At 55.5% G+C, this 13,503-nt stretch carries 14 protein-coding genes; 10 read left to right on the top strand and 4 right to left on the bottom strand.

Annotated elements, in window-relative coordinates; genetic code table 11:
• Window positions 1-94: 94 nt before the first annotated feature.
• From IEW17_RS03455 to IEW17_RS03410, 10 genes are all read left to right on the top strand, one after another.
• A complete protein-coding gene (locus IEW17_RS03455; RefSeq protein ID WP_188560623.1) occupies window positions 95-376 on the top strand; it encodes a hypothetical protein in 282 nt (93 codons plus the stop codon).
• A gap of 2 nt (window positions 377-378) precedes the next feature.
• Window positions 379-666, top strand: coding sequence for a DNA-binding protein (locus tag IEW17_RS03450; RefSeq protein WP_188560622.1), 288 nt, complete (start codon window positions 379-381; stop codon window positions 664-666).
• A complete protein-coding gene (locus IEW17_RS03445; protein ID WP_188560621.1) occupies window positions 663-1,292 on the top strand; it encodes a hypothetical protein in 630 nt (209 codons plus the stop codon). Before IEW17_RS03450 ends, IEW17_RS03445 begins: the two co-directional genes overlap by 4 nt.
• Window positions 1,289-1,972 carry a hypothetical protein gene (locus IEW17_RS03440; RefSeq protein WP_188560620.1) on the top strand — a complete coding sequence of 228 codons (684 nt, stop codon included), beginning with the start codon at window positions 1,289-1,291 and terminating at the stop codon, window positions 1,970-1,972. Before IEW17_RS03445 ends, IEW17_RS03440 begins: the two co-directional genes overlap by 4 nt.
• A 12-nt stretch (window positions 1,973-1,984) precedes the next feature.
• Window positions 1,985-3,055, top strand: a complete 1,071-nt coding sequence (locus IEW17_RS03435) for a hypothetical protein (protein WP_188560619.1) — start codon at window positions 1,985-1,987, stop codon at window positions 3,053-3,055.
• Window positions 2,940-3,722, top strand: coding sequence for a hypothetical protein (locus IEW17_RS03430; protein WP_229748790.1), 783 nt, complete (start codon window positions 2,940-2,942; stop codon window positions 3,720-3,722). The genes IEW17_RS03435 and IEW17_RS03430 overlap by 116 nt, the downstream gene beginning before the upstream one ends.
• Window positions 3,719-3,943 carry a hypothetical protein gene (locus IEW17_RS03425; RefSeq protein ID WP_188560617.1) on the top strand — a complete coding sequence of 75 codons (225 nt, stop codon included), beginning with the start codon at window positions 3,719-3,721 and terminating at the stop codon, window positions 3,941-3,943. The genes IEW17_RS03430 and IEW17_RS03425 overlap by 4 nt, the downstream gene beginning before the upstream one ends.
• A complete protein-coding gene (locus IEW17_RS03420) occupies window positions 3,940-4,395 on the top strand; it encodes a VRR-NUC domain-containing protein (RefSeq protein ID WP_188560616.1) in 456 nt (151 codons plus the stop codon). The genes IEW17_RS03425 and IEW17_RS03420 overlap by 4 nt, the downstream gene beginning before the upstream one ends.
• Window positions 4,392-4,709 (top strand): hypothetical protein, encoded by a 318-nt coding sequence (locus tag IEW17_RS03415; RefSeq protein ID WP_188560615.1) that lies wholly within the window; start codon window positions 4,392-4,394, stop codon window positions 4,707-4,709. Before IEW17_RS03420 ends, IEW17_RS03415 begins: the two co-directional genes overlap by 4 nt.
• Window positions 4,710-4,850: 141 nt before the next feature.
• Window positions 4,851-6,257, top strand: coding sequence for a hypothetical protein (locus IEW17_RS03410; protein WP_188560614.1), 1,407 nt, complete (start codon window positions 4,851-4,853; stop codon window positions 6,255-6,257).
• A 158-nt stretch (window positions 6,258-6,415) separates the two neighbouring features.
• On the opposite strand, the gene IEW17_RS03405 is transcribed toward IEW17_RS03410, so the two are convergent.
• Genes IEW17_RS03405 through IEW17_RS03390 form a run of 4 tightly spaced genes read right to left on the bottom strand, consistent with a single transcriptional unit; the run spans window position 6,416 to window position 13,416 of the window.
• The gene (locus IEW17_RS03405; RefSeq protein WP_188560613.1) at window positions 6,416-8,047 is read right to left on the bottom strand and encodes a type I restriction-modification system subunit M; all 1,632 of its coding nucleotides are present in this window, start codon (window positions 8,045-8,047) and stop codon (window positions 6,416-6,418) included.
• 6 nt (window positions 8,048-8,053) lie between these two features.
• The gene (locus tag IEW17_RS03400; RefSeq protein WP_188560612.1) at window positions 8,054-9,148 is read right to left on the bottom strand and encodes an AAA family ATPase; all 1,095 of its coding nucleotides are present in this window, start codon (window positions 9,146-9,148) and stop codon (window positions 8,054-8,056) included.
• 10 nt (window positions 9,149-9,158) lie between these two features.
• Entirely contained in the window at window positions 9,159-10,445 is a 1,287-nt protein-coding gene (locus tag IEW17_RS03395) for a restriction endonuclease subunit S (protein WP_188560611.1), read from the bottom strand.
• Entirely contained in the window at window positions 10,438-13,416 is a 2,979-nt protein-coding gene (locus IEW17_RS03390) for a type I restriction endonuclease subunit R (RefSeq protein ID WP_188560610.1), read from the bottom strand. The genes IEW17_RS03395 and IEW17_RS03390 overlap by 8 nt, the downstream gene beginning before the upstream one ends.
• Window positions 13,417-13,503 lie beyond the last annotated feature (87 nt).

Raw genomic sequence — 13,503 nt, 5'->3', positions numbered from 1 at the left:
GTCTTTGGTGCAATAATTACACCGAACTAGGGATATGTTTGTGTAGCAAAGCAGGTGCTTTGGTCCACAAGATACAACAATTACGGGAAAGAACATGGAACGAAACAGAAAAGGTGGGGTGCAGGCCGAAAAAGAGGCTACCCCGCTACAGTTAGTGCTACAAAAACTAGGTGGCAACAACACCGTAGTGCAAGACACGCTGGCCCGTCTCCTGGCCGCCGGCATCAAAACCAGCCGCAGCGCCTTGTACCAGGCCATTGCCGGCCGCAGCCATCGCAAGGAATTGGTCGATACGTTTCTGGAAGTGGCAGAAGCCGAGTTTACCCGCCGCCGCCAGGTGGAGGACCGCGCCCGCCAGCTCGTAGCCGAAGCGTAGCCATGCAGCCCGCCTACATCGTCCCGGCGGCCGAGTGGGACACCCTCACCGCCCGCCTTGCCCGCCTCGAAGCCGCCGAGCAGGCCCGCACCGTGGCCAGCACCGCGCCCCCCGACGAGGTACTGAGCACCCGCGCCGCCGCCGAATACATCGGCCTGAGCATTGATGCCCTGCTACGCGCCCGCCGCGCCGGCCGGATTGGGGGTGTGCGCCTCAACGAAAAGGACTGGGGTTTCCGCCGCTCCGTCCTCGATAAGTACCCCCGCCGCTACCACCGCGCCGCCGCATGAGCCAGGTCGTTATCTCCCTTTTCGACCACTCCGGCCGCTTCGTAGAACCGTGGGCAGCCGCCGGCTACACCTGCTACTGCGTCGACGTGCAGCACCCCGCCGGCGAAACGTGGATGGGCAACGTCTGCCTGGTCGGCGGCGACGTGCGCCACTTCGCCCCGCCCCCCGGCCCCATCGCATTCGTCGCCGCTTTCCCACCCTGTACCGACCTGAGCAACGCCGGCGCGCACCTGTTCCGGGTGAAAGGATTGCGGGCGCTGGCCGCCGCCCTCGACCTGGTGGGCACCGCCGCCGACCTCTGCGAACGCTTGGGCGCGCCCTACTTCATCGAAAACCCCAAAGGCCAGTTGCGCCACTACTGGCGCGAGCCCGAGCACCGGTTCAGCCCCTGCGAATACGCTGGCTGGCTGGCCAACCCCACCGACGAAGCCTACACCAAGCACACCTGCCTGTGGACCGGCCACGGCTTCCAGATGCCGGAGAAGCGCCCCGTTTTCCCCATTCACGGCTCCATGGTCGACAAGGTACCCGGCTCAAAGAACCGCGCCAATATCCGCAGCCTGACCCCGCGAGGATTCGCCGCCGCGGTATTCACCACCCATCACCAAACAAGCCCAACCCTATGAGCACCGCGCTTACCCCCATTGTCGGACCCCAGGCCCACAAGTCCCTTCTCACCATCCAGAAGGCCACCGTGAAAAAGCAACTGCTGGCCGCCGAGTTCAGCGAGCAGCTGGACCTACAGAGCAAGCCCCGCGAGTTCACCATGCAGGGCACCGAGTTGGTACACCCCGACCTCGAGCGCTGCTTTGCCCGACTCGTGCCCCATTTCTGCCTCCTGACCGAGCAGCTTGACGAGCATGCCGAATACGAATTCGGCTATTGGCCCAACGCGGGAGGTAACGACCTGCCAGCTCCACAATTCGACAACTACGGCGTAACAGGCCTCATCATCGGCAAAAAAGACGGCGTGACCCTCATGGGTTTCCGCAAGCTCGAAAGCGGCAAAGTGCTCAACCTGACCGGCCAGTACGTCAGTTTCGCCGGGCAGTCCGACGAGTTCGAAGAATCCGACGCCTGGCACTACCCGCACACCGACGACCTGAAAACGCTGGTGGATGAAGCCCTGGTCGAGATTGACGCCGCCCTACGTGGCAAGTGCAGCGAGGCCGGCCGCCAGCTCGATATGTTCCAGCAACCCCAAATCGGCGAAATGGAAGTGGGCGAGGTCATGCAATCGGAGCAGCCCGCAACCCTGCCAAGCCCGGTAACCAAGCGCAAAGCCAAACGTGTAGCCGCCGAGTAGTGAGCCCGCGCCTTGAATTACGTCCAGCACACCCGCGCCGCTCACGAGCAGCTGCTCACCCACCCCGAGAGCCGCCCACACCACTTCACCCTGTATTGGGCGCTGTTCTTCGCCTGGAACAGCGCCCGGTTTCCTGCTGCCCTCCCCCTGAACCGGGACGAGCTGATGGCCGCCGCCCGCATCGGCAACCGCGACACCTACACGGCCGCGCTGCGAACCCTCGAAACCTTCGGCCTGCTCATCTACCAACCCAGCCATAGCACCAATGGCAGCCGGGTCCTGATGACGGAACTAACCGGGGAGGTTGCCGCACAAGTGAGCCAACCAAAGGCCCAAGGTTGCCCCACAAATGAGGCAACCGCCGCCCCCGAGGTTGCCGCACAGGTGGGCCAACCGGTTGCCGCACAACAAGGGCAACCCAGCCCCGAGGTTGCCGCACAAGTGAGCCAACACTCCTTATTAAGTAAAACAGTTGATGTAAACAGTACTGTAAACAGCGCCGCCGCACCTGAAAAAAAAAGGGAGAGGGTATTTTCCGACGACGGGCTTTCAAGTGCGGAAGTTCTCGATGACAACCGGAGGACAGCGCCAGCTACCGCCCCGTCTCACGGTGCAGTACCGGACCCAGGCGCAGCCCCCAAAAAGAAAGTTGCGCCAAAGAAAAAGGGGGTGCAGGCCGAAACCATCCGCGCAGCTGCCACCGCCCAAGCCACCGAGCCACCCGTGCCCGGCAGGGGCCGACAGAGCAGAGGTCGACAGACCCGGCCCGAAACCACCTTCCAGGAATCGGCCATATACCCCAAAGACAAGTTCATCGCCGCTTTCGAAGGTACCGACTACGCCCTGGCCGACCTCAACCACTACCACGAGGCCGTCAACCTCTGGCGCGACAAAATTACTGGCGAACCACCCCGCCGCGCCGACTGGGTAGCCACCGCCAAACGCTTCATGTTCAACGATGCTACAGATAACCGCCTCAAACTCGCTCCCAACGTCCAGCGCCACGACCCAGCTAACCCAGGCCCCAACAACGCCGGAGGCGGGCCTGCTCGCTCTGGTTACGTCAGCAAGTGGGATAGGTGAGCTGGCCCGCACCCCCAACCCCGAAGCCCGTGCCCTATTGGCTGAGGTGTCGGTAGGTCTCACCCTGGCCCAAGCTGCCGCTGCCCCCAAGCTGTTCCAGCTACAGCGCCAACTCGGCGACCGCGCCCTGGTCGGCCTGCTGGTGCTGGTGCTACGCGCCTTCGTGGACTCGCTGCGCGTGCCCGACAAACCAGACGCCGCCGACATTCTGGAACTAGCCGACACCCTGGCCCAGACCTACACCCACGACAGCCTAAAAGACCTCATTTTGGCGCTGAAGCAGGCCCGTACCAACGGCACCAGGTTCTATCAGTCGCTCGACACCAGCACCATCTACCGCCTCATCAGCGAGTATTTCGACCGCAAGGCCAGCTTCCTGGAATCCCGGCACCTCGACATGAAAGCCACCGGCCCCAGCCACGACGCCGCCACCGTGGCCACCATCGCCGGAGCCGGCAACGTCGTCGCCACCATCCTGCGCCGCCGCCTCGACCCCGACCACCCCAACCGCGAAAGCCTGCGCCGCAAGCTCACCATCACCAAAGGCAAGGAAGCCCGTGGCCTCATCACCCCCGAGCAGGCCCAGCAGCAGCGCCAGGAGGTCGAGACTGCCAACTACCGCCACGCCACCCGCCGCAAGGCCCCACCTGCGCCCCCTGAGCCATGAGCACCACCACCTACTACCGCGCCCGCTGCGGCAGCCTCTACCGCGTCACCCACACGCCCGCCCGAGCCGCCACCAAAACCAGCAAGGCCACTGCTGCCAGCACCATCCAGGCCCGCCGCAGCATCTACGCCACCGAGTTCAGCCCCGCCTATCCCACTACCACCGAAGAAGTAGCACGCCTGGTGGCCATCGGCTCATTCGTCCAGGTCCCCGCCCCATGAAACCTACCACCCAAACCCCGCTCGACCTCTACGACCAGAAAGCCGACGAGATAACCGCCCATATCCTAGGCTACCTCGCCGCCAAAGGCTTCGTCGCGTGGGCCCAGGACAACCGGGGCCGCTACAACCCCAAAACCGGCCGCTGGTACCCGCACCCCAACAACCGCGTCGGCGTGCCAGATATCCTGGGGTATCGCAAGTCCGATGCCCGCTTCATCGGCATAGAAGTCAAGGCCGGCCACGACCGCCTGAGCGACCACCAGATTGACTTCCTTAACGAGCTAAAAGAGCACGGCGGCCTGCCCTTCGTGGCCTACAGCTACGAAGGCTTCGTGCAGTCCTTCGAGCGGCGCGGCTTGCACATTCCAGCTACCACTACGGCCACATCGCCACCCGACCACCTCACTACCACCTACGACGAGCCCGCTCCTTATACCCCCAGCCGCCCATGACCCCGCACGAACAACAACACCTCGACGAGCTCATGGACAGCTTCAACTTCGCCCGCGTCGCCCGCGCCATGCGCGTCCTGCAGTGGCGCTGGGCTTCCGCCGACAACCGCATCCCCGACGAGCACCATATCCGCGCCACCGTGCGCAGCTACGCCCGCCAGGCCATCCAGCAAGCCCTCACCAATACCGACCACCAGCCCGGCCGCGGCTTCATCGGCACCGGCGGCTTCCACATCGAGGCCTTCACCGAAGCAGGGACCCTCACCGGCCTTTATGCGCGCTTCACCCTCGCCGATTATAGCACTGTGTTATAAGGGAGTTTTTAGGTGAAATGCGAACAGGAATAAATTCAATACAAAATTCCGCAAAACCAACCTGGCAATAGCCATCTGTTATATATGAAGTTTGACTTATTACATTTGAATCAATTCTATTCACTCTAAAGCGTTGTCCACATGAAACTACCATTACTGCTCATTCCACTTTTCTTGTCAGCTACCGTCTGTATTGGCCAGGTAAAGCCTACAACGGAAAAGAAAAAAGCGAAAGTTGAAAAGAAAAAAGCGGAAGCTGCTGCAAAAGCTGCTGACCCATCAACACCAGTCACAGGTGTTGTAACGCCAAAGAACTTCACCAAAATTTTCAATAACGACGTCACCTATTTGTTAACGGGTGATAAAACCGTCAATTCATTCGGCAGCTTTGTCTCCCTCAATGTCATCAAGCCCAGCGCTACGTTGTCCACGAGCGGGGTGATTCGTCGGCCAGGAGGTAGGGTTAGCACTATTGGCACGCTCAGTCTTACGGGTGCGGTTGGCGAAGATATTGTTTCGGTTTTTTCGGACAATAAATTCAATTCAAGCTTTGAAGGCAAGCTGAATATAAGTCAGCTTATTCCGCCAAGCAGGTTTTCACGATTCTTCTACTATGGCAGTACTCGGGAAAAGCTTAACAAGGATACTGAAGCAGCAACCGACTATTTTATTTTACAACGTAATACATTGATTTTAGAGCGCCTAGCGCTAGAGTCTACAATTGCCACCCTTACCACTTTGTCTGCTACGGATGAAGTTAAAGCGAAGCTTGATATCGCCCGCTACAAGCTGAAAAGACTTCAGCAACAATCATTGCCGGCAATAGCTAAAGCCGAAGCTGATTCCATCTCTAAACTCGAACTGAAAGTACAATGGTCTTCCAAGCGCATTTCTTGGTTCGACATTTTTGTTGCCGTAAAAGGTCAGAAATTCAGCACTTACGACAGCCTCGCGCTATTCCCTGAGAAAGTAAAAGAGGTCCAGTTCACCGGTTACCAAGTCGGCATCGCCCTTAACCTGGTTTCTGCAGCTCCAAAAGTTACTTGGGGAGGTGGATACTACCGGCTCGAACTTTCCAGTTCCAATGAAACTAACCTGGCCAGCCTCAAAACAATTGAAGTAAGCCAAAGCCAACAGTTTAAAAGCGGCAACAAGTCCGTTCAATCTAGTGATAAGGCGTCGGCTTACTTTCGGGATAAATACGCTAACTCCCACTACATAAATTTCAGGGCCAACTACTTTAAGCAAATAGCCCCTGACCAAAAAGCCTACCTGCGTTTGGGTTATGAATACTCGAATCCCTACTCAACGCCAGACGAGTACAAGTCTAAAATTCAGACGACGCACAACTTGGTGCTTGGCCTCTTAGTCGCCGCAACGAACAAGGATAAGGACCAAGCAAAAACTAAACCCGTGCTCAATATCCAACCATTCATCAGGTTCATCGACTTAGGTAATGCCTACAAATTGGAAGGCTCCATGTTCCGCCGTAGTGAAATCGGAATTCTAACCACTTTCCCATTGGGCCTGGGCATTACCACTCCCTAAATCTAGAGCATACTCCGGTGTATACCCGCTACGGCCATAACGGGCAGTACTAAACCAGAAAAAGGCCTTCCTAGCAACAGGAAGGCCTTTTTCATGCAATCAAGTTGTGGGCAAATCGCACAGCGACGGCAAGGTTGCAGCAACTGCTGCTCGAGTACCTAAATCAGCGGCAACCCCAGTTCCTGCAGAAATTTATTGTGCTCGGCGGTAGCGTCGGCTACGGCCTTGTTGGCACTCATTAGCTGTTCGTGCACTTCGTCCAGCTTAATTTCCACGGCATCAGTGCCCGTGCTCACGTAGCGCGAGATGTTTAGGTTGAAATCGTTCTGCTCGATTTCTTCCATCGACACGCGGCGGGCGTAACGTTCCTCTTTTTCGGGCCGCTTACTGTAGGTATCCACAATTTTTTTGATGTGCTCCTCATTCAGGACGTTCTGGCGCCTGCCTTTGTCGTAGTGTTCGGCGGCATTGATGAACAGCACGTCGTCGAACTTCTTGCACTTCTTTAGCACTAGGATGCAGACGGGGATACCGGTGGAGAAGAATAGGTTAGCGGGCAGGCCGATAACGGTATCGATGTTGCCATCGAGGAGCAGCTTGCGGCGGATGCTGGCTTCGGTACTGCCCCGGAACAGCACGCCGTGGGGCAGGATAATGGCCATGGTGCCCTCGACGCTCAGAAAGTGGAAGGCGTGGAGCAGGAAGGCAAAGTCGGCGGCCGACTTGGGGGCGAGGCCGTAGCCCTTGAAGCGGAAGTCCTGGGCCAGGGTATCGGTGGGCTCCCAGCGGTAGCTGAAGGGCGGGTTGGCTACGATGGCGTCGAACTCGGTCTTTTTGGCCGGGTTCTGCTCGTTCAGCATGTCCCAGTCGTTGAGCAGAGAGTCGCCATGGTGGATGTCGAACTCGGTGTCTTTTACGCCGTGAAGCAGCATGTTCATGCGCGCCAGGTTATAGGTGGTGATGTTCGACTCCTGGCCGTAAATCTTGCCGATGCTGCCGCCTTCCCGGGTCATATGCTTGCGCACGTTGAGCAGCAGAGAGCCCGAGCCGCAGGTGATATCGAGCACGCGCTCCAGCTTCTGGCGCTTGCCGGCGGCGGGGTTCTGACTGTCGAGCACCACGATGTCGGACAGAATGTTGGACACGAGCTGCGGGGTGTAGAATTCGCCGGCTTTTTTGCCAGAGCCAGCCGCGAACTTACCAATGAGGTATTCGTAAGCATCGCCCAGCACGTCGATGTTGTCCGGAAATTCACTGATGCCTTCAGCAATGCGCTGGATGATGGTGGCGAGCTTGGCATTGCGCTCCTCGTAGCCGCGGCCCAGCTTCTCGGAATACAGGTTGATTTCGGAAAACAGTCCCTGGAAGGCGCGGTCAAACGACTCGTTTTCAATGTATTTGAAGCCATCGTCGAGGGTGCTCAGCAGCGCCTGATTCTTCTTGCTCGTGGTGCGGGCCAGCTCGGCGATGTGGCCCCAGAGGTAGTCAGGCTTGATTACGTAGTGCACGCGCTTGCGCATGAGCTTCTCGAACTCGGGCACGTCGTCGGGGTTCTGGCCGTACCAGATTTGCAAGGGCGTGAACACGCCCGCTTTTTGCATATCCTCGGTGGGGGCGGCGGGGTAGTCGGAGCCGAGTTCATTGCGGGCGGCGGTTTCGTAGTGTTGGGAGAGGTAGCGCAGGAATAGGAACGACAGCATGTAATCGCGGAAGTCGTCGGCGTTCATGGCGCCCCGCAGGTCGTCGGCAATTGCCCAGAGGGTGGCGCCTAGTTTGTTTTGGGTACTCATTTGTTACTAGGTGTGTAATACGAACTGGTACGTGTCTTTTAGTCCTTTTAAGACTTCTCTGAAAATGACTACTTCGTCAGGTCGGGGAGTGGGCGTTTGGTAATAATATACTTTCTGGTGGGAAAGGGCATTTACAATGTCCTCCACTCGCTGACCCTTGCTAATGCCAATTTGCTCTAGTACATAGCTAAAGCGACCAACGCCCAGAAATGAGGCGATATTTTCTAAAACCTGCCTTAACAAGGCAAAATGGTAAGTAGATACTTCATCTTTGGTGTCAGCTTCGTTTAGTAATTGCAAAAGTCGAAGATGATACAACATCACTCCTTTATCAGGTTTAATAAGAACCAAACCTTCTGCGCGTTGCTCTAAGAGAAATTGTTTGTACTTCTTGGTGCCGTCCCTATTCTTAAACCGGCTAGCTGCTTCGCCTTTGCTGAGCCAGTCACTCAAAATGGACATCATGCCAAAATGGTGCGAGGTAACAATAATTTTCCGTTTATCCAGATTGCGGAGAATTAATTGGTAAATTGTGTCAGCCGTGATAAAAATATTGTGGTCATCTAGGCTTGACACAGGGTCATCAATAAAAAAATGAGCAGCCTGCTTGTCGGCCCACCCGTCAACCTCGAACAGCGCCAAAAAGAAGCACCATACAAACATCCGCTCTTCTCCGCGAGAGATTTTAATGGGCGTCTTGCTGTCATCTTCTGCATCTTCGCCTTCTATATAAAACGTAATTGAATCAATTCCTCGCTCTGGGTCTGCGTTGGGATTGAAATAAAATTCATACTTGGGTTTGTATGGAACAAGCTTTTGTCGAATATCTTGTTCCTTTAGCGACGAATGAAACTGATTCAGACTACAGTATTTAATCGTGAGTCGGATGTCCTGTTCGCTATTGTCGTTATCGTTATCCCAAACAAACAAGTCTTCGCTAAAAGCATTGTAATAGACGCCAGTATGGTTTATGTCATCAGTTTTCGTTGCATCCTTATATGCAACCGATAAACGTGTTTTACCAGTTGCATTGAAGGCATACACTAGGATAGCACTTTCTTTTGCGTCACGCAGTTGCTCAGCTATTTCCAGTAAGGTCATATATCAGTAGCTAATCGTTAGCTTTTAAAGAAGGAAAAAGCACCTGCATCAGCCCTTTCTTGTGCAGCTTAAGGGCGTCGATTTTCCGACTTTGCGCGGTGATGATATTGTCGAGGGAGGAAAGGCTGTCGGCTATTTTTTGTTGTTCTGCCCTTTCTGGAATAGATACTTCGATATCATCTAAATGCTGAGCTGATAAGTTGGGTGGTTCAGTGCCAGCAATATTTTTTTTAATTTTTGCTATCAACCTTGAAGTTTGAAGCAGGTAATAAACGAAAGTGTTATTATTTTCCGTTTCTAATTTACCTACCCTTTGGTTCAATAATGCTCCGTCAAAAAAATTATTGACAGGCGAAATTTTTAATTCATTTCCCAGTAATGGGCGCGTCAAAGCCATGACATAATCACCTTCGCGTACTAAGTACCTTTTGTATTTTTCTTTATGAGTAGAGGGCAAAAAAGAAGGTGCATCTGGATTCATTTTTTGAATGCCAACATCAGCAATTTTAAGCCATCTAGCACCCGTTAATGCACTATCACGGCTCGAAAAGGCAAAGCCCTGAAAGATTGTAAAAACTTCTTTCAATGGGCAATTATTCCATTCCACCGCATCCTGAAACTCCGAAAACCGCCGCTTCGGCACCGTTTCACCTTCGGCGGGAAAGAGGTTCTGCATGAGGCTGCGCTTGTGGGCTTGCAGGGCAGTTAGCTTGTCGGTTTGGGCGGTAAGGAGTGCGTCGAGGGAGGAAAGGGCAGTGGCTATTTTTTGCTGTTCGGGGAGCGAAGGCAGAGCAAGCGGCAGCGCAAGCAAATGCTTTGAATCAATCGATAGCGCACCATTCACGCGAGCACCTACGATTATGAGGTCTCGGAGCCACTTCCCGTGGATGTTGTTAGCAAATGGATACTTTAAAAACTGCGGTGAAACAATTTGCTCATTTACTCGAAAGCAGGTGAAGATGCTATTTGGCACTGCGCCGGCTTCCTCATTTTCAAGAAGTGCTATTTGTCCTTCAGGGTCAAGCTTCGTCGAGCTTTTGTTATAGGCAAAGTCCCCTTTTCTAATTACGTAGTAATTCTTGTAGGATGCGCCAGCAATTTCTCTCCCAAACTTTTCCATCTGAGACACCAAACCTGCGCCAGAGGTAATGCTCATTAGCTTGTATTGCTTAGAGCCAGCCTTTTCTTTAATCAGTTTAGCTACACTCCCTAGTGGTTTGACTTCCCACGGCTCCTTACCCTGAAACTCCGGAAACCGCCGCTTGGGCAGAGCCGTTTCGTGTGCTTTTTTACTCATGGTTCTCGTAGGCGTTCAGGCCGGATATATCGCGGCCGTGGGCCAGTTTCTTTAGAAGTGGAATCAGGTCGGCCATTAGCTCATTTTCCTGTTTGGCACGAGCTTTCCAGCCCAGGTTTAGCGGTGCCATCACTTCGCGCAGTTTGTCGGAGTCAAGTATCAGGCGGCTCACGGTATTGGCCACGAAGGCGGTAAGGGTCTCCGCGGACAGGCCGTATCTAGCGGCTTTCTCGGCCAGCTCGGTGGCGTTTTTCACTTGCTTAAAGGCGTCGTAGCCGTCCCGAATTTCGTCGGGGCTGTAGGAGCGGTCTTTGGGCAGGTGGGTATAGTAATCGGTCAGGTCATCAGCCTCGTCCTGAAACTTGGCATCAGAGCGAATCATGTCGATGATTTGCTCGCGCGTCATCTTCAGCTTGCGCGGGCGGCCCGGCTCGGTGCTGGCGGCCATCAGGCCCACAATGTAGTCGTAGTCGATGATGGCCGAGGCGAAGAGCACGAACTCGAAATCGAGCTGGTTTACGCTGCTGTCGCCGGCGCGGCCGATGCCCTGCTTCTCGCGCAGGCGGCGGGCCGTTTCCAGGTACTGCCCCCGGAAAGCACGCAGGTCGTCGGTGGGCAGCAGGGTTTCCACCTGCGTCTTTTCGGGCTCCTCTAGGTCGGTGTACTGGTCGAGCTGGGTGCGCAGGCGCTGCACCTCCTTAAACTTGTCCACGAACTCGCCGCGAGCGGCGTCGCCCTGTAGGTTATTTATCTGGCCGGGCTCGGGGGTGAGGCCCTGGCGCTGCATGAAACTGGTAAGCTCGCCCACGGCTTTTTCGTAGTCCTTGACCACTTCCTCGGCGGGCTCCACCAGCCAGATTTTCTTGGGGTCTTCGCCCTGCTTCAGGCCCGAAAACAAGGTAATGGCCTCATTCAGGTTGGCCTGCTGCTGCCGAAAATCCAGCACGTTGCCGGCGGGCTTCGTCTTGTTCAGCACGCGGTTGGTGCGCGAAAACGCCTGAATCAGGCCGTGGTGCTTGAGGTTCTTGTCCACGTACAGCGTGTTGAGGTACTTGGAGTCGAAGCCCGTAAGAAGCATGTCCACCACGATAGTTATGTCGATGCGTTTCGGGTGCTTGAAGTCGGCGAGGGGCCACTTCTGGTCCTTGATGCGCTGCTGCACGTCCTGGTAGTACAGGTCGAACTCACCAATGCTGTGGTTGGTCCCGTATTGCTGGTTATAGTCGGTGATGATGCCTTTGAGGGCCATCTTTTTTACTTCTGGTTCCTGCTGGTTATCCTGCTTTTCGGTGGGCAGGTCCTCCTGGATTTGCTGCACGTCCTTGTTGCCCTCGGCGGGCGGCGAAAACACGCAGGCCACGTTCAGGCGGCGTAAATCCGGGTCGGCGGCAGCCAGTTGGTCCTGCAGCTGCTTAAACAGGTCGTAGTAGGCAATAGCGTCGTTAATACTCTGGGTCGCCAGCAGGGCGTTGAAGCGGCGCTGGTGGGTGGCGGCGTCGTGCTTGGCCAGGATGGCTGCCACTACTTTCTCCCGCGTGGGACTCGTGCCAGGCTTGGGCGTTGCCTTGCCCTCGGGCTTGAAGTGGTCGACGTGAAACCGCAGCACGTTATCATCCTCAATGGCGTGGGTGATGGTGTAGGCGTGCAGGCGCTGCTGAAATATATCTTCTGTCGTTTGCAGGGTCTTTTCCTTGCCGTCAATCTGCTTCACAGTGGCGTTCTGCTCGAAAATGGGCGTACCGGTGAAGCCGAAAAGCTGAGCATTCGGAAAAAAGTCTACAATAGCCTGGTGGTTGTCGCCGAACTGTGAGCGGTGGCACTCATCAAAAATGAACACCATTCGTTTGTCGCGCAGTGGCTGCAGCCGCTTCTTGTACTCCTTGCGGTGGCTGGCGTCGAGGGCCAGCCCCAGTTTCTGAATGGTAGTGACGATTACCTTATCGGCGTAGTCGGTGGAGAGCAGGCGAAGCACCAGCGTTTCGGTGTTGGTATTTTCCTCCACGCAGTTCTCCTGAAACTTGTTGAACTCCTCGCGGGTCTGGCGGTCCAGGTCCTTGCGGTCGACCACAAACAGACACTTTTCAATGTTGGGGTTGTCCTTGAGCAGTGTCGACGCCTTGAAAGATGTGAGCGTTTTGCCGCTGCCGGTAGTGTGCCATATGTAGCCGTTGCCCCGGTTCTGGCGGATGCACTCCACAATGGCCTTCACGGCGTAAATCTGGTAGGGGCGCATCACCAGCAGGCGCTGCTCACTTTCCACCAGCACCATGTAACGGCTAATGGTTTCGGCTAGCGTACACTTGCTCAGGAACTGCTCGGCAAACTCGTGCAGGCCGTTGGGCTTGCGGTTGTCGATGTCAGCGTACTCGTACACGGGCAGAAACTGCTCGTCGGCCGCGAAGCTAAAATGCTGGGTGCGGTTATTGGAGAAGTATAGCGTTTTTGATTTATTAGAGACGATAAACAACTGCATAAAGCACAGCAGCGTATTAGTGTAACCATTGCCGGCGTCGTCCTTGTAGTCGGCAATCTGCTGCATGGCCCGGCGTGCTGACACTTCCAGCGTCTTCAGCTCCAGCTGCACCACCGGAATACCGTTGATAAGCAGGATGACATCGTAGCGGTGGTAGCTTTTCTCGGTGTTGATACGCAGTTGGTTGACAACCTCAAAATCGTTCTTGCACCACTCCTTGATATTAACGAGCGTGTAGTTCAACGGCGTGCCGTCTTCGCGCCTAAAGGTGTTGACCCCGCGTAGAGTTTTGGACGCTAGGAATACGTCGGGGTTAATAATCTCATCCCGCAGGCGGCTAAACTCCGCGTCGGACAGCTTCACGCGGTTCAGGTCTTGAAACTTTTCGCGAAAGTTGCGCTCCAGGGCAGCATTGTCGCGGATGTCTGGGCGGTGGGTATACTTCAGCCTGGTAAGCTCGCCGATAAGGCCGTACTCAATTTGTTGTTCGTTGACCATGATAGATATGTGCAAATTGCCGGAGCACAATGCTGATGTTTTATCCCTAAAGCACTTAGCCTAGTGTGGACTCGCAAGCACTCTATA

Source organism: Hymenobacter frigidus (genome assembly GCF_014640435.1).
GTDB lineage: Bacteria > Bacteroidota > Bacteroidia > Cytophagales > Hymenobacteraceae > Hymenobacter > Hymenobacter frigidus.
The sequence above is the reverse complement of the archived record's forward strand: the minus strand, read 5'-3'. Positions and strand labels throughout refer to the sequence as shown.

Coding starts and splice junctions, on each gene's coding strand:
- IEW17_RS03450 (WP_188560622.1), top strand. CDS start 379: ATGCAGCCCGCCTACATCGTCCCGGCGGCCGAGTGGGACACCCTCACC.
- IEW17_RS03445 (WP_188560621.1), top strand. CDS start 663: ATGAGCCAGGTCGTTATCTCCCTTTTCGACCACTCCGGCCGCTTCGTA.
- IEW17_RS03420 (WP_188560616.1), top strand. CDS start 3,940: ATGAAACCTACCACCCAAACCCCGCTCGACCTCTACGACCAGAAAGCC.
- IEW17_RS03405 (WP_188560613.1), bottom strand. CDS start 8,047: ATGAGTACCCAAAACAAACTAGGCGCCACCCTCTGGGCAATTGCCGAC.
- IEW17_RS03400 (WP_188560612.1), bottom strand. CDS start 9,148: ATGACCTTACTGGAAATAGCTGAGCAACTGCGTGACGCAAAAGAAAGT.
- IEW17_RS03390 (WP_188560610.1), bottom strand. CDS start 13,416: ATGGTCAACGAACAACAAATTGAGTACGGCCTTATCGGCGAGCTTACC.
- IEW17_RS03455 (WP_188560623.1), top strand. CDS start 95: ATGGAACGAAACAGAAAAGGTGGGGTGCAGGCCGAAAAAGAGGCTACC.
- IEW17_RS03415 (WP_188560615.1), top strand. CDS start 4,392: ATGACCCCGCACGAACAACAACACCTCGACGAGCTCATGGACAGCTTC.
- IEW17_RS03410 (WP_188560614.1), top strand. CDS start 4,851: ATGAAACTACCATTACTGCTCATTCCACTTTTCTTGTCAGCTACCGTC.
- IEW17_RS03425 (WP_188560617.1), top strand. CDS start 3,719: ATGAGCACCACCACCTACTACCGCGCCCGCTGCGGCAGCCTCTACCGC.
- IEW17_RS03440 (WP_188560620.1), top strand. CDS start 1,289: ATGAGCACCGCGCTTACCCCCATTGTCGGACCCCAGGCCCACAAGTCC.
- IEW17_RS03395 (WP_188560611.1), bottom strand. CDS start 10,445: ATGAGTAAAAAAGCACACGAAACGGCTCTGCCCAAGCGGCGGTTTCCG.